Here is an 18,781-nt window from a genome sequence, read left to right as displayed (position 1 = left end):
CTCTCCTCCCGAAGGATACGGTTCTCTTTGCGTAAACGTTCATTCTCACGCAGAAGATCAGTGTCTTGGGTAGGAATTTTAGTTTCATCGGAAATTGATGCGATCCATTTCCCAAGCGTGGAAAGCCCAATACTTAAATCTGACGCAACTTGACGGCGTGTTAAGCCACTAGTGAGTGCTATGCGAACTGCATCACGCTTAAATTCATCACTATGCTTTAATGACATATATGGTCTCCTTGATAACAAATAATGCTCTCAAAAAGACCGGAACGAAACCGAGGCAAGACCAATTTACCTTTCGACAAATATTCACCGGGCACGAGAACACGTGTCAGGGTGGTCAGATCATCGGGTGTTTCTTCCGATGCAAAAGCACTGGAAATACCGCAGCCGCAAGCAGAAATAAAAGGAGCAGATTGACCGCTAAGCAGTCCTGTTTTTAAAAAATTACGTCTTGTAGTATAAGGTGGCATAAAAAACCCTTATACTTATGATTTTTTTAAATTATCATATTAAATTTATTTAAGATTCTGTTTTATGTGCAATAAAAATATTAAAGGAAATATAGGCTCTTTTTTAGGGTAATATAGGCGCGAAAATAGGTCTTTGTAAATCGCACATAATTGGATGCGATACAGCTTAATGCGATGCAATTGAATTGATCTGACCGGACGAGAGGTAAGGTAGGCCGGTTTATTCCGGCTTACCAACTCTGATCGCAAGGATATCAACGGCGCGACCAGAACCGTTCAGGTCGCTATTAATGCTGATGATGCCACTTTTCTGCGTTTTTTTATTCGCTGCAAATTCGACATCAAATAGATAATCGTTTTGCGATCCGGTGACATCGTAGCGGCGGCGCTGGCAATTGCCCATATCGCCAAAATCACATGTGACAGACATTTGTGCCGGTTTTCCATCGCTGCTGCGGGCAATAATATCAAATGTCGCTGTTGTATTCACAAACTGATTGAGGATGCCTTCACCCACGTCAAAGCGGATGGTATCTTTGGCGGAAGGGGATTTGATACGCAGATAATCCACGCCTTCAACGCGGGTGATTTCTGCTGTTGCCGTGCCATTTAAAGAAATGCGGGTTGCATCTTGCGGTGTGAAAATAGTGATCCATCGCGCATTGTCCGGGTTTTCACCTTCTTTGAACGGACCCGTATTAAGCGGAGAGCGAATGCCGCCATTAGGCGCACGGCTGAGGTCGCTCAAGCTGTTGTAAATAGAAAGCCCGATAATACCAAAAGCTGCCAGCAATACGAGCGGCACTAGAAGTCTGGTTAATTTCGAGCGTTTCTTAGGGGCTGTTTTGGTTTTTTGTGCGCGATTTTGCGCTTCACCAAAATCTGCCATGCCATCATTGCGTGGTGCGTTTTTTCGTGAAGGAGCAACTGTATCAAGCGAACCGGACATGCCATCGTTTGCGCCGTCTAGTGACCAATCATCTGCTTGTGGTGCCTGTTGCTTAACAGGTTCAGGAGTCGCGTATTCACGTTCAATCCCACGAATTACATGAGTTAATTGATCACGGCGCTGGTTGCGCTCTGCTTCATCAAGCTTCACATTTTGTGCCAGCGCACGTTCATGCGCCTGCCAGGCAGATGTATAAATCCGCTTACGTATTTCAGAATTTGTCGCGTCTGCCTTTGTAAATGCGTTGCGTATGGCGCGTTCGATGCTTTCCAAATGCTGGTCTTTCTTCAGGCAATGCTGGTTCAATGTGATTATCCGGAGTGTCAGATTTAGCCAAATTCCCTTTCTAATCAAGGGCGTTTATCTATTCATTTACCAGCGACAGTTCGTTTAAAGTGTTATGCGATGTTGGTTTTTTTGTAAGCTTTTGATTTAATTACATAAAATAGTGGTGTTTTTTTATTGCTTCATAAGTGCTTGCAATAACCGTTTGTTCCCAATTGATTTATTCCGAGAGCTTTCATGGCTGCGGTTTTTCTTGTGGTTTGATTACAGTATCCAATGATATTGCAAAAGGCTTTTTTGTCTTGCTGCTAGTTTTACGCGTTTTTAATCGCTGTAACGGATATGCGCTGGTATTTTATCTGGTATAAGAGGTCAGGTGCGATTTGAAATGTAGGCATGTTTTCTGCCTTGCTTTTGTTTCGTCTTTTCGTTATCTGACCCTTGTATTTCTCTTCTGCTTGTTTTGTTGATATGGACTCAACTTTATGAGAGAAAATGACTGGATTGCCGCTTTAGCTCAGTTGGTAGAGCACATCATTCGTAATGATGGGGTCGTAGGTTCGAGTCCTATAAGCGGCACCATAAAATCAACAACTTAACTCTAAAATCGGAAATTAATCATTATGCAGTGTCACCATCGTGTCACCGCAGTAAATATGGTTGTGATGTAGCGAGTAATACACTTGCAGCGACGGCAAGATCAGGCGGCAACACATTAATGCGTTAAACAGAACCTGTTTCCTGATCTTCGAGCACCCATTCTAATAGAGGCTTTTCGTTCTAAGAATTCGCACTTAATTTGGTTTGCCTCAGCATCAACTTTAGCCCAATCTTTACGAATGGAAAAATGGCAAAAAACGAGCCATAAACCGAGATGAAAACCACTTCATTTCAGAGCCTCTTTAATCGTCGTTTTATGTGCTTTTCTAACTTTTCGCAGAGGCGATATGCGGCTGACAAAGAGGGTGTTTTTGCCGCGCCGAATCTACGCCCACATTTCTTTAATAAAACCGGCATAGGCTGCCGGCCAATATTCTGTATAAAAAAGTATGCTGCCTCTGGATTACGATTTAATCGACCCTTTCCAGCGCGCCCCATAATAATCAAATTATGTGCTTGATAGACCGCAAGCTGACGCTGTTTATACAAAAGCTCCAACCTTGAATCCCGCGATGCTAGTGAGGTTTTTATAGTTCAGCATCAATGAAAATTTACGACAGATCGCTTTATTTTGTGTAGGTCGATAAGTATTTTAAGCGTTCTTCAGTACGCTTAAGTGCCTCATGGGCTTGTAACTCTGGTTTACCAGCCAACATGCTGGCAAGTACTTCGGTTAGCGCAAATGCCGGTGTCATTGTATGAAAGAAGCTTAAACTATCGGTCGGACAGAATAATACTATGTCTGCAACTTCTTTTATCGGGGCTACTTCACTGTCGGTAATAGCAATAATTTTAAGGCCGCGGGTTTTAGCGTAATGACAGATTTCTAATGTTATTGCCGCGTATGGATTAATGGTAAGAACGAATAAAACATCCTCTTTTTTTGCCCAGGTTAATGGATCGGAATTTGTACCTGCTGCGCCGTCTAGCAAGACTGTACGCTCGCCCAGCAATGAGATCATATAATTAAAATGCCACATAACAGGGTGGCATGAGCGTTGCCCCCAACAATAAATTCGGCGAGCGTCAGCTAAAGCATTTGCGGTTGCTGTAATCGCATTTAAAACTTCTGGATGGCTCAGGCCATCAATTTGGTGTGCAAGTCTTGCAAACATTCTGGCGGCAAGCGCGGTATCGCCTTCCAAGGCCTGATCTTTGATTTGCTGCCGCGCTTTTTCAGAAAAACCGGTGCTGCTATTACGAATAGCTTCGTGATATAAAGACCGGACTTCATCATATCCAGCCAGTCCGAGAAATTGAGCCAAGCGGGTCATTGTTGCAGGTTGAACGCCTGCATTTCTCGCTTGATCTCGCATGGAAAGTAACGCAACATCTTGTGGATTTTCCAATATATAGCGCCCAGCCATTTGTAATTGGCGGGGCATTTGATTGAAGCGGGCCACTATTTCTGAATTAAGCGGGTAAATTTCCATGCAATGTTCTCTTTCTTTGATTTGGATGAGGATATCTCATCCGAACCATGTGTTAAACTTTACACTTACTGATGAATAACCGCAATTTTTTCAGTATTGTCAATCAATTACCATGTTAGCCCAATACCTGACTTACAGTCTCCGCAAGGCGGTGAACGATTTCTTCAGTCTCTGCGGAGTTAACAATATAAGGAGGAGCCAGCAATATATGATCGCCAGTTTCTCCGTCAATTGTACCGCTACCCGGATAAATCATCAGGCCCTTTTCCATCGCGGTGGTTTTCAGGCGGTTAGCTAGGCGCAAAGAACTTGCAAAAGGTTTTTTGCTTACGCGATCTTCAACAAGCTCAATACCAATGAAAAGCCCCCGTCCTCTGATGTCTCCCACATGCGGTGATTGTCCAAGAGTTGTTTTCAAAAGGTTGAGCATTTGATCGCCGCGCGTCCGGACATTTTCCAGGAGGTCTTCTTCCTCAATAATTTTCTGGACTTCTAAGGCGGCTGCGGCGGCCATGGGGTGCCCCATATATGTATGTCCGTGGATGAAAGCGCCCGACCCATGTAAGAATGTGTCATGGATATTTTGCGAGACGAGTACTGAACTTACAGGCTGATAGCCACCTCCAAGTCCTTTTGCCATGACTTGAATATCACCCGCAATTCCTTCTTGTTCGCAAGCATGTAATGTACCAGTACGTCCCATGCCGCACATGATTTCATCAAGAATAAGCAGCACGCCGTAACGATCACAAATTTCTCTGATGTGCTTATAATAGTCGCCAACGGCTGGTACAACGCCTGACGTGGCTCCAACGACAGTTTCTGCGACAAAAGCCATGACAGTATCTGCACCAAGCTCGAGAATTTTTGACTCTAACATTGCGGCAGAACGGCGGGCATAATCTTCAACTGTTTCATCATTACCCTGATGCCTATACGCGTAGCACGGATCAATGTGATGTGATTCAATTAAAATGGGAGTATGAAGCTTCCTTCTGCCCTCATTGCCACCCGTTGCTAAAGCACCAAGTGTATTGCCATGATAGCTCTGGCGGCGAGCGATAATATGTCTTCGCTGTGGTTGCCCCCGTTCTACATGATACTGTCTGGCCATTTTCAAGGAGGCTTCTATTGCTTCAGAGCCGCTATTGAGAATGATTGCATGGCTCATCCCTCCTGGTGCATCTTTAATGAGCTTTTCTGCCAGCTCTTCTGCAGCCTGAGATGTGAAAAAACCTGTATGCATATAAGCTGCATTATCCAGTTGTTTTAATAATGCTTCCCGTACGCGCGGATGGCCGTGACCAAGACATGAAACTGCGGCACCACCACATGCATCAATATATTTATTGCCACTTTCATCGTGTACATAAATACCTTCTGCGCGGGAAACTACCGGAGGAATATGGTTCAAAGAACGATGCAGGACATAACTCATAATAATATTAAAGCATCTGTATCCTGATTATTTGGTACCGACGCTTTCCCTTACAGCTTGATGAATCATTTGTTTCATGTATGATATATTTATTACAAATGATTCACAATCATAAAGTTTCAAATAAAATCAACGCTGATGTTGCTGAGGAAAGAACATTATGAGAGAGAGATTTCATATTGGTGTAGCCCGCCTGTGGCATGAGGCGCACAGCTTTACCCCTGTGATAACCCAGCTGCATGATTTTCAGCGTAAAGAATGGCAAAGCGGCAATGGAGCCGTTGATTTTTATAAGAACACCAATACTGAAATTGGGGCTGTTGTTGATTTGATGACAACGGAAAAAGATTTGGATGTATCTTTTTCATTATGCACCGCAGCTCCTCCGGGAGGTGTCGTTCCGCAAAATGAAATGGACTATATTCATGATCAAATTATTGAAGGCTTGAGATCCGGAGATCTGGATGGCATTTACCTATCCTTACACGGTGCGGCGCTTTCTACCGGATCGCTATCACCGGACACGGCTTTAATTACTGAAATCAGAAAATTAGCAGGACCAGATGTTCCGATCGCTGTCAGTTTTGACATGCACGCTTGTATCAATCCGGAGATTGAAAACCTCGTACAGATTTTAACAGGTTACCATACTTATCCTCATGTCGACATGTATGACACGGGTATGAGAGCTATGCTGATGCTCTTAAAATCATTGCGCGAAAAGAAGGCGATGGCGTTACATTTACGACCTGTTCCGTTGCTTCCGCTAAGTCATATGATGCGTACTGAAAAAGGTCCAATGCAAGAGCTGGTGGCCTTGGGTGAGCAAATAGCATTAGATCAAGGTATTGAAGATGCTAGTTATTTTGCATCGTTTACCTATGCGGATACACCATATTCATCCGGAATGATTGCTATTACCGCAGAAAAGGAAATATGCGTCAACACGCAGCTGGACATTATGGATGCTGCTTTCAAACAGCGGAAAAGCCAGTTTCAGCCGGATTTGGTAACTGCTGATGAGGGATTGGAAAAGGCAGAAGCAATTTTAAATAAACGTATATCTGGCAAGCCGGTTGCATTGATCGATACCGCAGATAATCCTTTATCGGGTGGTGTTGGTGATACGACGGGACTTTTACGGGCATGGTTGACTTGTGCTTCACATCGTAAAACTGTTTTTTGCTTTTTTTATGACCCCGACCTGGTAGAGCGGTGCTTCAAGTTAAATATCGACGATACTATTCATGCCCGACTTGGTGGACGCATTATGCCGGAGCATGGCGCGCCGGTTGAGTTAACAATGACGATCAAGCGTTTTACCAAGGGCCGTTTTTTCAATCAGGGGCCAATGGAAAAGGGCGTCGGGGTTAATATTGGTAGAACCGTCGTTCTTGAAAAGGATAATTTACAAATCATTGTGACGGAGACCTGTCAAAGTGCCAATGATCCTGCATGGTGTGATTTGCATGGGATAGAGCTGCAGGAAACCGAGCTTTTTCTTGTGAAAGCGAAAAATCATTTTCGGGCAGGTTTTGAACCATTGTGCGAAGCAATTATCGATATTGAGGCTGCCGGGCCATCGCCAGCGGATCTTACGCTTGTGCCGTATAAATATGTACCCAGACATTATTTAATTTAATGGAAAATGATCGTTAAAATCATCTTTCATAAAACATTTGTTTCAATTTTGTTGACATTGAAACGAAAAAGCGGAAAATGTAAAAAACTAAATCGGATACAAATAAACTGATGAATAACTCCACACCACTAAGTGTTCATGATCTGCACAAAAGCTATGGCAATGTTGAAGTACTCAAGGGTATTTCTATGAAAGCCGAGCGCGGAGATGTTATTTCAATTATCGGTGCATCCGGTTCCGGTAAAAGCACCTTTTTGCGTTGTCTGAACTTATTGGAAACTTATCAGAAGGGTGAAGTTAAGTTTTTTAATGAAAAGATCAATTTAGATAAGACGGGTAAGGCTGATAACCGACAAATTGATCGCATCCGCTCACGAATGGGGATGGTTTTTCAAAGTTTCAATCTTTGGAGCCATATGACCGTTCTGGATAATATCATGTTGGGGCAGGTCTCGGTGTTAAAGCGAAGTAAGGCGGAAGCATTGGAAAATGCTGAGCGCTTACTTGAGCGTGTCGGTCTTTACGATCGGCGGGATTATTATCCTGTTCAACTTTCAGGTGGACAGCAACAGCGCGTGGCGATTGCAAGGGCGTTGGCGATGGATCCGGAAGTTTTACTCTTTGATGAGCCAACGTCTGCCCTTGATCCAGAACTTGTCGGTGAGGTTTTGCGTGTCATGCGTTCATTGGCTGAAGAGCAGCGCACAATGATTATTGTAACCCATGAAATGCGTTTTGCTCGCGAAGTTTCCTCTAAAGTTATGTATTTCCATCAAGGACTTGTGGAAGAAGAGGGTGCGCCTGATCAGGTGTTTGATGATCCGCTGTCGGAGCGATGCGGGCAATTTGTCCGGCAAAATTTTGCTCAATAAATATCTCAAGGGAGGAGAGAAAATGAAAACATCATTTAGTACTGCTTTAATTGGCTTTATGTTTGCGGCTGGTATGAATGCTGCAAGTGCGGAAACATTGCGTATTGCAACCGAAGGGACTTATCCGCCATTTAATTTTGTCAATGCTTCTGGTGAGGTTCAGGGCTTTGACATTGATATTGCCAATGCGCTTTGTGCTGAAATGAAGGTTGAATGTAAAATTGAAACCTTCTCATGGGATGGTTTGATACCTGGTCTTAATGCCGGTAAATTTGATGCAATTGTTGCGTCAATGTCGATTACAGAAAAAAGAAAAGAAGCCGTCAATTTTACACAGCCTTACTATCAGGCTGGCGCGGTTATCGTGGCGCCCAAAAATGTCGAGATGGACACAACACCTGAAAGCCTTGCGAAAAAAGCAATCGGTGTGCAACGTTCTTCCAGCTATGGTCAGTTACTGAAAGCAAAGTTTCCTGCTGTGACCATTCGTGAATATGATAAAAATGAAGAGCATAATCTTGATCTTGCATCAGGGCGTGTTGATGCGGTCATGGCTCAGCGTCTATTCATGCAACAATGGCTTGATAGTGCTGAAGGGGCTGATTTCGAAGTAAAGGGTAAGACCTTCTTTGATACGCAATATTTGGGCCCGGGCGCTGGTATTGCATTGCGTAAAAGCGATGAAACTTTGCAGAAGCGTTTCGATGATGCTTTGAAAGCTATCATGGAAAATGGAACATATGATGAAATCAACAACCGTTATTTTCCTTTCAGTCTGAAGCCAGGCCAAGAGGGCTGATAAATGTTTCAAGCGTAAGGCTGGATTATTCAGCCTTACGTCTGCCTTGTATGGCAGTGGCAGCTTGTTGACTGCCACAAGGGAGTTCCAATGTTTGACTTGCACGGTTTTAGCGGATTGCTGGCCGAAGGTGCATGGATGACCGTGCGTCTTACTATTATTGCGACAGTAGCCGGTATATGTATCGGACTATCTATTGCATTGATGAAGCTTTCATCTTCATCAGTGATGCGGTTTTTTGCTGAGGTTTACACCACTATACTGCGCGGCGTACCTATATTGCTGGTGATTTTGCTTTTCTACTTTGGAGCAATCGCTGGCGTAAATGCTATCGCGCGGCTGTTGGGATATACAGCTTTTATTGACGTCAGCGCTTTTGCGGCTGGTTGCATTGCTTTGTCATTAGCTTTCGGAGCATATTCTGCCGAAGTTTTTCGTGGTGCATTACAGTCCATTCCGGTTGGTCAGATAGAGGCTGCACGTGCGATCGGACTTCCCAGAGGCAAAACTTTTTTCAAAATCACATTGCCGCAAGTATGGCGGCTTGCTTTGCCGGGACTGGGTAATATTTTTCTGGTCATCATGAAAGAGACGGCATTGGTCTCGGTAGTCGGATTGAATGAGCTCATGCGCAACACACAGTTTGCGGTCGATAATACTAAAAAGCCATTCACCTTTTTCCTTGCCGCTGCCTTTATCTACTTAATGCTGACCATTCTTGCAATGATCGCCACCAGTTTATTGGAAGCAAAGGCCAATCGTGGCTTTACGGCACAAAGGAGCGATCAGTGAACTTTCAGATGATGCTCAATTCTATACCGGACTTGCTGAACGGAGCGATTGTTACGTTGCAACTGGTACTTGCCGCTTCAGTTGTCGGTTTTGTACTGGCGCTCGGCATAACGGCTATGCGTTTGTCAGATAAGCGATATTTATCGGTGCCAGCATATGGATATATATTCTTTCTGCGCGGGACACCGCTACTCGTACAGATCTACTTGATTTACTATGGGCTGTCACAGTTTCCGGAAATACGTGGTAGTATTTTATGGCCATTTTTGCGCGAGCCGTGGTGGTGTGCATTGGCGGCCTTTGCGTTAAATACGTCGGCTTATGTATCTGAAGTGATGCGTGGCGCAATCAAAGCTGTTCCTGTCGGGCAGATAGAGGCTGCAAAAGCCATCGGGCTTTCACCTATTCAGCGGTTTATGAAAATAACGGCTCCCCAAGCGGTGCAAATTGGTTTGCCGGCCTATTCCAACGAGATCATTCTATTGGTTAAAGCATCATCATTGGCATCCACAGTGACGCTTTTGGATTTAACAGGCGTTGCCCGTTCCATTGCATCTGAAACTTACATGCCTGTCGAAATCCTTGGCATGGCCGGCATTATTTATCTCATCATGAATTTTATTCTGACACGTATACTGCGTGGTCTTGAATGGTTCGTATCACCAAAAATGAAGTTGGCCAAAAGCTTATCTGAAAGAGCCTGATATGATACTATCTCGTGACAAATGGCATGAGCGTGCTCAGTCCATACAGCCCCATAGTCAAGCGTTCTATGCTGGGTATAGCCAAAAAGCCTTGAGTGGAGAGGTTTTTACCTCGATTAATCCGGCCACGGGTAAAGTTTTGGCTGAAATCGCATCATGCGGAAAAGCGGATGTTGACTTGGCTGTTGCAGCAGCCAATCGCGCATTCCATCAAGGGGTGTGGTCAAATAAGGCTCCTGCCTCCCGCAAAAAAATATTACTGGCATGGGCAGATTTGATAGAGCGTGATGCGGAATATCTTGCTTTGCTGGAATGTCTTGATACCGGCAAGCCTATTCGTGACACTCTTGCTGTTGATGTTGGTTCATCATTGAACTCTATGCGTTGGATTGCGGAAGCGATTGACAAAATTTACGATGAAGTAGCACCTGTTCCGGCGTCAGCACTTGCTATGTTGCGTCGCAGGCCGCTTGGCGTCGTTGCTGCAATTGTGCCGTGGAACTTTCCGTTAAATATGGCGGTTATTAAGATCATGCCGGCACTTGCTGCGGGCAATAGTGTGATTTTAAAGCCGTCAGAATTAACCTCATTGACCGCCATTCATATAGCGCATCTTGCCCAGGAGGCCGGACTGCCAGAATGTGTGTTTTCTGTTATTACAGGATATGGGCCAGAGGCAGGGCGTGCGCTTGCCTTGCATATGGATGTTGCCTGTCTGTCATTTACCGGCTCGACAGAGGTGGGCAAATTACTATTAGGCTATGCAGCACAATCCAATCTGAAGCGGGTAAATTTGGAATGCGGCGGGAAATCTGCCAATATTATTTTTGGCGATATCGCTGATCCGTTAAAGGCCGCGCAACGTAGCGCGGACGGCATTTTCCAAAATATGGGACAGATTTGTAATGCTGGCTCAAGGCTTTTGTTGCAATCTTCAATACATGATGAGTTTGTTGAGCTTTTGATCAAAGAGGCAGCAGGACGCATATCTGGCGATCCGCTGGATCCGGCAACGCTTTACGGTACTATGATTTCTGACAAGCATGCTGATCGTGTCCGCAATTTCATCAATTCTGCTGAAGATGAAGGCGCACAGCTTGTTGTTGGCGGAACTGGTGAGCATGGTACAGCGATTGTACCACCGACTATATTTCAAGACGTAAAAAATGACATGAAAATTGCTCAGGAAGAGATTTTTGGGCCCGTTTTATCCATTATTCGTTTTGAAACAGAAGAGGAGGCAATCCGGATCGCTAATGATAGTCCTTACGGATTGGCGGCTGGCATCTGGACTGGCGATGTTCCTCGTGCCATGCGGATGGAGCCACGCTTGAATACGGGCTTTGTCTGGATCAATACATGGCGTGCAGGCGATATTAGTGTTCCGTTTGGTGGCGTTAAACAATCCGGACTGGGGCGGGATAAATCCATTCACTGCTTCGATGAAGTGACATCTACCAAATCTGTTTGGCTGGATTTGGGAGCATAATCTGATGGCGCTTCCCAGAATACTTCTTGCTTCCTTGTTGCATGAAACAAATAGTTTTAATCGGATACTTACACCTCTTGAAAATTTCAAAGGGCGCTTTTTACTGCTAAATGAAAATGATGTCCGGAGCAAATTAACATCTTCCGGCACCGAGATGGGTGGTTTTTTAAATGCCTGTGATACGTATAGCTGGCATGCTGAGATAGCTTTTGCGGCGGCGGCAGGTCCGTCGGGGCCAATGGTAGAAACTGATTTCAGCCAATTGAAAACCCGCCTGATCGAAGCCGCAAGTACAAAGCCAGACGGTGTTTTGCTTGCATTGCATGGTGCGATGATAACGGAAAAAAGTGATGATCCGGAAGGGGATATTGCATGTGCCTTACGTGCAATTATCGGCCCTGAAGTACCAATGGTTATCACATTAGATATGCATGCCAATTTAAGTCCGCGCTTGGTCGAAGCCGCTGATGCATTATGTATTTACGAAACTTATCCGCATGTAGACCAGGCTCAGACCGCAGAACGCGCTGCGGCAATTTTGAATGATTTACTTACTCGTCCAAAAAACGGAAAAAGATTGAGTAAATCAATTATTATGCGGCCTTCAATGCTGGATGCCGCTGATCACGGGCGTACTTTTCCGGCAGGCCCGATGAACATTATTCTCGAGCGGATGAACGAGTTAAAGAGCGAGTATAATCTTCTAAGTGCAGGGATTACCATCGGCTTTCCATGGGCCGATACTGAACGTACAGGCACAGCCGTTGTTCTGTATGCCGAACAGGATGCAGATATTGATCTGCATATCCCTGCGTATGAATTATGTAATTTATTGTGGAAGAGCCATACGGAAACACAATTGCGTTTCACCAGCATTGAGGACGCAATAGCTGATGCATTAACGCCTGAAATGGTCGATAAGCCACTTATCCTGGCTGATTTTGCCGATAATCCGGCGGGCGGGGCATACGGAGACTCTCCAAATCTATTACGTGCCATGATTGACGCTAATCTGAAAAATGCGGCCTATGCCAGTATTTGTGATCCGGAAGTTGTCAGGCAAGCGCAGGCTGCCGGAATGGGGGCGGTTATTGATGTAGCCCTAGGCGGTAAATATGCACCGGAAATAACGCCGCCATTATTTTTGACGGTTGAAGTTATCAGATATCATGATGGAAAAATTCTGTTTAACGGACCGGTTTTGCAAGGTGTTACAATTGATATGGGGGAATGTGTTTTGCTCAAGCACAATGATATTGAAATCATTGTGAGCAGCCGTGCACTCGCCATAACCGACATTGAGCAGTTCCGTGCTTTTGGTGTCGAACCCAGTAAAAAGTCGGTTGTTACACTCAAAAGCCGTAATCATCATCGTGCAGCTTTTGAACCTATTGCACGTAAAGTCATGCTGGTTGATGCCGGTGGAATTGCCAGCATGCAACTGGACAAAATTCCCTATCAAAATTTGAAGCGGCCGATATGGCCACTTGATCATTTATCAAATCCAAACACAGCCATAACTATTCTGGAGTTCTGTCACGATGACTGAAACTGCTAAACTTACAAATGCATCGCCTGAAACCGTGCGCTTAAAAGCTTTAGATCTTGCGCATCACATGCATCCCTTTGCTGACCATCAGGAACTGGTGGCCGAGGGCGGGACACGGGTTATTACGCGGGCAGAGGGTGTTTATCTTTACGATAGTGAAGGTGAGCGTTTGCTCGATGGTATGGGTGGATTATGGTGTGTGAATATCGGATATGGCCGTAAGGAGCTGGCTGAAGTTGCTGCAAAGCAAATGAACGAGCTGCCATATTATAATACATTTTTTAAAACAACCATGCCAAGTACGGTTGAACTGGCCGCAGAAATCGCAACCATCGCGCCTAACAATCTGAACCGTGTGTTTTTTGCAAATTCCGGTTCAGAGGCGAATGATACGAATATTCGTTTGGCACGGCTATATTGGATACGTGCCGGAAAACCTTCAAAGAAAGCGATTATTTCCCGTCAATATGCTTATCACGGTACATCAATCGGATCCGGCTCTCTGACCGGACTGACTTCGATGCATGATATTCCAGGCCAGCCGATGGCTGATGTTTATCATGCACCGGCACCATTTTGGTGGTCTGAAGGACGCGGGCAAACACCAGAGGAACATTGTGCTGCTGCGCTCGCAGGTTTGGAAAAAACGATTGAGACAGTTGGTGCGGATAATATTGCCGCTTTTATTGGTGAGCCTGTACAAGGTGCAGGTGGGGTTATCACACCGCCTGAAAATTACTGGGCGAGAGTACAGGAAATTTGCAAAAAACATGACATTTTGTTGATTGCAGATGAAGTTATTTGTGGTTTTGGCCGTACCGGCAAATGGTTTGGTTCGCAAACCTTTGATATCAAGCCAGACATTATTACGATCGCCAAGGGGATGTCCTCCGGCTATATGCCGATATCCGCATCTGTTTTTGGTGATAAGATCGCTTCGGTTTTGATGGACAAACCGGGCCGCATGAACCACGGTTATACTTATTCCGGTCACCCTGTTGCATCAGCTGTTGCTCTTGAAAATATCCGTATTCTGAAACGTGAGCGTATTGTTGAACGCGTAGGCGAAGATACAGGACCATATTTTCAGCAAAAACTGCGTGAATTACTGGATCACCCATTGGTCGGGGAAGTCCGGGGCGTTGGCTTGATGGCAGCAGTCGAACTTACCCGGGACAAGAAAAATCGTACACCGATTACGCCGGTTTCGAGCCTTGCTACTCCTGTTCGAAATCTCTGCTTCCAAACTGGGTTAACGACACGAGCGGTACGTGACAGTCTTGTCTTCTCTCCGCCGTTAATTATTTCGCGACAGGAAATTGATTGGTTAGTCGATCGGCTACGTAAAAATTTAAATACCTTCGTCTGAAAATTTCACTCATGGCAAAATTAGCTTTTTGCCATGAGTGATCATCTTTGAATGTAAAAAGGCTACCACCTAAACGGTTCCGGAGGCGGCTGTCTGATTTTGGTGGCACTGCATAAACCAGCGGCATAGAATGTAGCTTGCTTATGATCGTTTCCGACCTCATTCTGACTGCGCGTGGGGAAGGGGTTACCGAAAACTGCCGGCCTTTTTTTCTGTATGTTATTTGTCCGGCCGAACCCAGTCATCTCCTTTGGAGTTGAGGGTTGTTTTCAGCTATAATTTAGCGAAATTTGTTTTGAAAATTACCATTGCCCTGCTTAAATTTTAATAAAGTTGCGAATAAGGCCGGTTTCCGGCTTGCCAGCCGATAATTCCCCGAGTATCCCGATTAATGAGAATGTAAGTGACGTGTTTAGGAGGATTTACGCGTTTGCTATGTGGCCATCCAGAATTTTTGGATGAGAACGCTAAACGCTCGTCGCACGATTGCTGGTTGGAATTTCCGGGGGAGGAACTCAATGTATCGTAAATATCTTTTGGCGTTGTCGGCTGCTGTCGTTGCATTTTCGTCTTCTGCAAAGGCAGAGGATGTTGTGAAACTTGGTATGGTTGTTGAGCTGTCAGGGCCGGGCGCACCTGCCGGCACCAACTGGCGCGATGGCATTAAGATTGCCATTGATGAAGTCAATGCTGATGGCGGTATTCTGGGCAAGAAGGTCGAGCTTGGTGAATATGACACCCAGACCGATCCGCAGGTTTCGCGTGCATTGGTGCAAAAAGCCATCGATGATGGTGCTTATGCAATTCTTGGCACGATTTATTCCGGTTCGACTATGGTCAATATGCTGGTTGCGCAGCAAAACAGCATTCCGCAATTTGTGGGTTCTGAAGCGCCAAGCATTGTCGAAAAAGGCAATCCTTTTGTGTTCCGTACCTCAACCGGCGCTCAGAAGGGCGTACCGGCACTGACCCCTTATTTCACCGACACATTGAAAGCCAAAAAAGTTGGCGTCGCATGGCTGAACAATGAATTCGGCAAAGGCGGCCATGATGTTTTTGTCGAAGAGATGAAAAAAGCCGGTATTGAAGTGGTCATCGATGTGGCGTCTGAGCAAGCGCAAACCGATTATGCGGCTGACGTTGCCAAGCTGAAACAGGCCAATCCTGAAGCTATTTTCGTTTATATGAATCAGGAAGAATCTGCTCGTTTTCTGATTGAAGCCAAAAAGCAGGGCCTGAATATGCCGCTGATTGGTGAAGTGACGCTGACGGAAGCAAAAGTTGTGGAGCTGGCAGGTCCGGCAGCAGATGGTGCGATTGCTCATGTGGGCATTACCGCTGCGGCAACCGATGTTCCGGCTATTGGCGAATTTTCGAAGAAATTTGAAGAAGCCTATAAGCGCAAACCAACCCATGATGCGCTCAAAGGCTATGTGGGTGTTTGGACAACAAAATATGTCACTGACATGGTTGGCAAACTGGATGGCGAAGCCTTTGCTGAGAAAATGCGTGGTCTTTGCCTGACTGCGGCTGACTATCCAAAAATCGCGCTGGATACTTGCTGGGATGATCGCGGAGAAATGTCACGCCCGAGCTTTATGGTTCAGGTGAAAGACGGAGTTCCGACCGTCATTGGCACTGTTCCGGCTAATTAATCTATTCCTAATGCAGCGTGGCGGCTTTGCCGCCGCGCAGCTCTCTGGTTCTTTCAGGTCGTAAAATGTCCCAGTTCCTACAGGTTGTTTTGTCCGGTCTTGCAACCGGCTCTATCTATGCGCTTGCGGCGATAGGTTTTACGCTGGTCTGGCAAGCTGCGCAGACGGTCAATTTTGCTCAAGGTGAATTTGTAATGCTGCCCGCTTTTTTTGTGCTGGCGGCAATGGGCATTTTCGGCATGTCATTCTGGCCGGCTATGCTGATCGGGCTGGTGATCGCAATGATCGTGCTTGGACTGCTGTTCAAGAAATTGCTGGTCGAACCGATATTGCCACATGGTGGCATCACGTTGATTATTGCGACGATGGCGCTGGGTATCTTTTTGAAAGAAAGCGTCAAAGAGTTTTATTCAGCTGAAGCGCAGCCGTTCCCATCTATGTTCCCGAATGATCCGATTGAAATTTTCGGCGCGGTTTTATCCTTGCGCGATATGCTCAATCTTGGCTTGTCACTGGCTATTGTTGTTTTGCTGACATTGTTTTTAAACCGTACCCGCACCGGACGCTCGATGCAGGCAACGGCACAAAATCCGGCCGTGGCAGAAATTCTCGGCGTTAATGTCAAGCGGATGATCCTCTATACATTTTTGATTAATGCTGCCTTGGCAACTGTTGCCTCTTATCTGATCAGTCCGGTTTATCTGGCCAAGTTCTCCAATGGTGAAACATTGGGTCTGATTGCTTTTATCGCGGCCATTGTTGGCGGGTTTAACCAGATCCGCGGCGCATTGGTTGGCGGTCTTTTGATTGGCGTTCTTGATAACCTGACCGCAGCTTATGTAACGGCACAATATCGTGCAGCAGTACCGCTGGTGCTGTTGATTGTCATCATTCTGGTGCGCCCGCAGGGCATTATGGGTACGTCAGAAGGGAGGGCAGTGTGATGAGCGCGGCGACACGCTATTTTGTCATTGCCGTGCTTCTGCTGTTGGCGGTACTGGCTCCGTTGGGGCAAGGCAATTACATTATTTACATTTTAACCTCATGGCTGATTTTCTCAATCGCGGCGATGGGGCTTAATCTGACACTTGGTTATGCGGGGCAAATCTCGCTGGCTCAGGCATCCTTTATGGCAATTGGCGCTTATACAACCGCCTTGCTGACACTGGCTGGCTGGCACTGGCTGCTTGCTATGCCTGTCGGATTGTTTTTGTGCTTTTTGGTAGGGCTCGTGCTTGGCTATCCGGCCTTGCGTGTCAAAGGTCATTTTTTGGCTTTTGTAACGCTTGCTTTTAACACGCTGGTCTTTCTTGTTCTGCGTAATGAAGAATGGCTGACGGGTGGTAATTACGGGCTGGTTGGTATGCCGCGCCCTGATTTATGGTTGTTCTCGGCGAATAAAAGCCTGCCTTTTTACTATTTTACCCTGAGCGTGACTGTGATTGCGGCTTTGATCTTTTGGGGCATTGTACGCTCTCCGTGGGGGCGTGCGTTTAAGGCACTGCGCGAAAATCCGATAAGAGCTGAAAGCTTGGGCGTTGATACGCGTCGCATCACTTTGCTGGCCTTTGCGATTGGCTCTGTTTATGGCGGGCTTGCCGGTTCTTTGATTACGCCGCTGGTGCAATTTATTGAGCCTGGTTCGTTCAATGTCGGCCATTCGTTGAAAATTTTGCTGATGGTTGTCGTTGGTGGTTCAGGCTTTTTCTTCGGGCCATTTATTGGTGCCGCAGTTGTCATTTTGCTGCCGGAAGTGCTGCGTTTTACCGAAGGTTATTATCTGATCATCTATTCGGCATTGGTTATTGTCATGCTGGTTTTTGTGCCGTCCGGTTTGATTGGCGTATGGGATAAATTGCGCGACAAGTTCTGGCCAAAGCAACAGGTTCGCGGTGATATGCAGCAGGGGGCGCGGTTAAAATGAGCAATCCTGTGCTTTCAGTGCGCAATATCGAAAAACGCTTCGGTGGAATTCATGCTGTGCGTGATGTGTCATTTGATGTTCAGCAAGGCGAAATCCTTGGCTTGATCGGGCCTAACGGTTCGGGAAAATCAACGCTGTTTAATTGTATCCTTGGCCAGCTTCAGCCCAATAGTGGTGAAGTGCGTATCAATGGCAATAAGGTTTCAGGTATGCGCGCTTCTGACCTGAACAAGCTTGGGGTCGGGCGTACATTCCAGCAGCTTTCGGTCTTTCCGAAAATGTCGGTGATCGAGAATATTATTCTTGCCGGTCAGGAGCATAAAGGCACCATGACATCCCGCCTGTTTGGCCCTGCGGATGCGGGGCTGACAGCTGAGGCTGAGCAGATGATTTCTTTCTTCCGTCTTGAGCATTTGCGGGATGAGCTTGCCGGTTCTCTTTCTTACGGACAGCAAAAGCTTGTTGATGTGGCGATGGCTTTTATGGCGGAGCCAAGCCTTGTCTTGCTTGATGAGCCGGCAGGCGGCGTTAATCTGACGATGCTGAGCAATCTGAAAGAGCGCCTGACGACCTATAATGCCGAACATGGCACGACTTTTGTGGTGATTGAACACAATATGGAATTTGTCATGAGTCTTTGCACCCGCATTATTGTGCTTGCTGAAGGGCGCATTATCGCGGAAGGAACACCGGACGAAATTCGTTCAAACCAGATGGTTATCGACGCTTATCTGGGAGGATAACAG

General features: G+C 45.9%; 16 protein-coding genes and 1 tRNA gene. 13 read left to right on the top strand and 4 right to left on the bottom strand.

Annotated features, from left to right (window positions below; genetic code table 11):
* Both FHS77_RS10390 and FHS77_RS10385 read right to left on the bottom strand, forming a co-directional pair.
* A partial coding sequence (locus FHS77_RS10390) for a transposase (RefSeq protein ID WP_182496591.1) occupies positions 1-227 on the bottom strand: 227 nt, incomplete at its 3' end.
* Positions 228-695: 468 nt separating this feature from the next.
* Complete coding sequence (locus FHS77_RS10385) at positions 696-1,730, bottom strand: hypothetical protein (protein WP_246431291.1); 1,035 nt, start codon at positions 1,728-1,730, stop codon at positions 696-698.
* 485 nt (positions 1,731-2,215) lie between these two features.
* Between FHS77_RS10385 and FHS77_RS10380 the strand changes: the two genes are divergently transcribed.
* A tRNA-Thr gene (locus tag FHS77_RS10380) sits at positions 2,216-2,291 on the top strand.
* 644 nt (positions 2,292-2,935) lie between these two features.
* Here the strand turns inward: FHS77_RS10380 and FHS77_RS10375 are convergent.
* Both FHS77_RS10375 and FHS77_RS10370 read right to left on the bottom strand, forming a co-directional pair.
* Positions 2,936-3,802: a MurR/RpiR family transcriptional regulator gene (locus tag FHS77_RS10375; protein WP_184223059.1), complete on the bottom strand. Its 867-nt coding sequence runs from the start codon at positions 3,800-3,802 to the stop codon at positions 2,936-2,938.
* Positions 3,803-3,917: 115 nt separating this feature from the next.
* Positions 3,918-5,240, bottom strand: coding sequence for an aspartate aminotransferase family protein (locus tag FHS77_RS10370; protein ID WP_184223057.1), 1,323 nt, complete (start codon positions 5,238-5,240; stop codon positions 3,918-3,920).
* Between the two features lie 160 nt (positions 5,241-5,400).
* On the opposite strand from FHS77_RS10370, the gene FHS77_RS10365 reads away from it, so the two are divergent.
* From FHS77_RS10365 to FHS77_RS10310, 12 genes are all read left to right on the top strand, one after another.
* Positions 5,401-6,882: a M81 family metallopeptidase gene (locus tag FHS77_RS10365; RefSeq protein ID WP_184223055.1), complete on the top strand. Its 1,482-nt coding sequence runs from the start codon at positions 5,401-5,403 to the stop codon at positions 6,880-6,882.
* Positions 6,883-6,992: 110 nt separating this feature from the next.
* A complete protein-coding gene (locus FHS77_RS10360) occupies positions 6,993-7,754 on the top strand; it encodes an ABC transporter ATP-binding protein (RefSeq protein WP_184223053.1) in 762 nt (253 codons plus the stop codon).
* Between the two features lie 22 nt (positions 7,755-7,776).
* A complete protein-coding gene (locus FHS77_RS10355) occupies positions 7,777-8,553 on the top strand; it encodes a transporter substrate-binding domain-containing protein (RefSeq protein WP_184223051.1) in 777 nt (258 codons plus the stop codon).
* Between the two features lie 90 nt (positions 8,554-8,643).
* A complete protein-coding gene (locus FHS77_RS10350) occupies positions 8,644-9,345 on the top strand; it encodes an ABC transporter permease (protein ID WP_184223049.1) in 702 nt (233 codons plus the stop codon).
* Positions 9,342-10,049, top strand: a complete 708-nt coding sequence (locus tag FHS77_RS10345; protein ID WP_343060994.1) for an ABC transporter permease — start codon at positions 9,342-9,344, stop codon at positions 10,047-10,049. The genes FHS77_RS10350 and FHS77_RS10345 overlap by 4 nt, the downstream gene beginning before the upstream one ends.
* 91 nt (positions 10,050-10,140) lie before the next feature.
* Complete coding sequence (locus tag FHS77_RS10340) at positions 10,141-11,538, top strand: aldehyde dehydrogenase (protein ID WP_246431290.1); 1,398 nt, start codon at positions 10,141-10,143, stop codon at positions 11,536-11,538.
* Positions 11,539-11,542: 4 nt separating this feature from the next.
* A complete protein-coding gene (locus FHS77_RS10335; protein WP_184223045.1) occupies positions 11,543-13,087 on the top strand; it encodes a M81 family metallopeptidase in 1,545 nt (514 codons plus the stop codon).
* Positions 13,080-14,456: an aminotransferase gene (locus tag FHS77_RS10330; protein WP_184223043.1), complete on the top strand. Its 1,377-nt coding sequence runs from the start codon at positions 13,080-13,082 to the stop codon at positions 14,454-14,456. The genes FHS77_RS10335 and FHS77_RS10330 overlap by 8 nt, the downstream gene beginning before the upstream one ends.
* Before the next feature lie 518 nt (positions 14,457-14,974).
* A complete protein-coding gene (locus FHS77_RS10325) occupies positions 14,975-16,111 on the top strand; it encodes an ABC transporter substrate-binding protein (protein WP_184223041.1) in 1,137 nt (378 codons plus the stop codon).
* 65 nt (positions 16,112-16,176) lie between these two features.
* The gene (locus FHS77_RS10320) at positions 16,177-17,055 is read left to right on the top strand and encodes a branched-chain amino acid ABC transporter permease (RefSeq protein WP_184223039.1); all 879 of its coding nucleotides are present in this window, start codon (positions 16,177-16,179) and stop codon (positions 17,053-17,055) included.
* Positions 17,055-18,035, top strand: a complete 981-nt coding sequence (locus tag FHS77_RS10315; protein ID WP_184223037.1) for a branched-chain amino acid ABC transporter permease — start codon at positions 17,055-17,057, stop codon at positions 18,033-18,035. Before FHS77_RS10320 ends, FHS77_RS10315 begins: the two co-directional genes overlap by 1 nt.
* Entirely contained in the window at positions 18,032-18,778 is a 747-nt protein-coding gene (locus FHS77_RS10310) for an ABC transporter ATP-binding protein (RefSeq protein WP_184223035.1), read from the top strand. The genes FHS77_RS10315 and FHS77_RS10310 overlap by 4 nt, the downstream gene beginning before the upstream one ends.
* Positions 18,779-18,781: the final 3 nt, after the last annotated feature.

It is taken from the genome of Paenochrobactrum gallinarii, from assembly GCF_014205685.1.
Taxonomy (GTDB): domain Bacteria; phylum Pseudomonadota; class Alphaproteobacteria; order Rhizobiales; family Rhizobiaceae; genus Paenochrobactrum; species Paenochrobactrum gallinarii.
The sequence above is the reverse complement of the archived record's forward strand: the minus strand, read 5'-3'. Positions and strand labels throughout refer to the sequence as shown.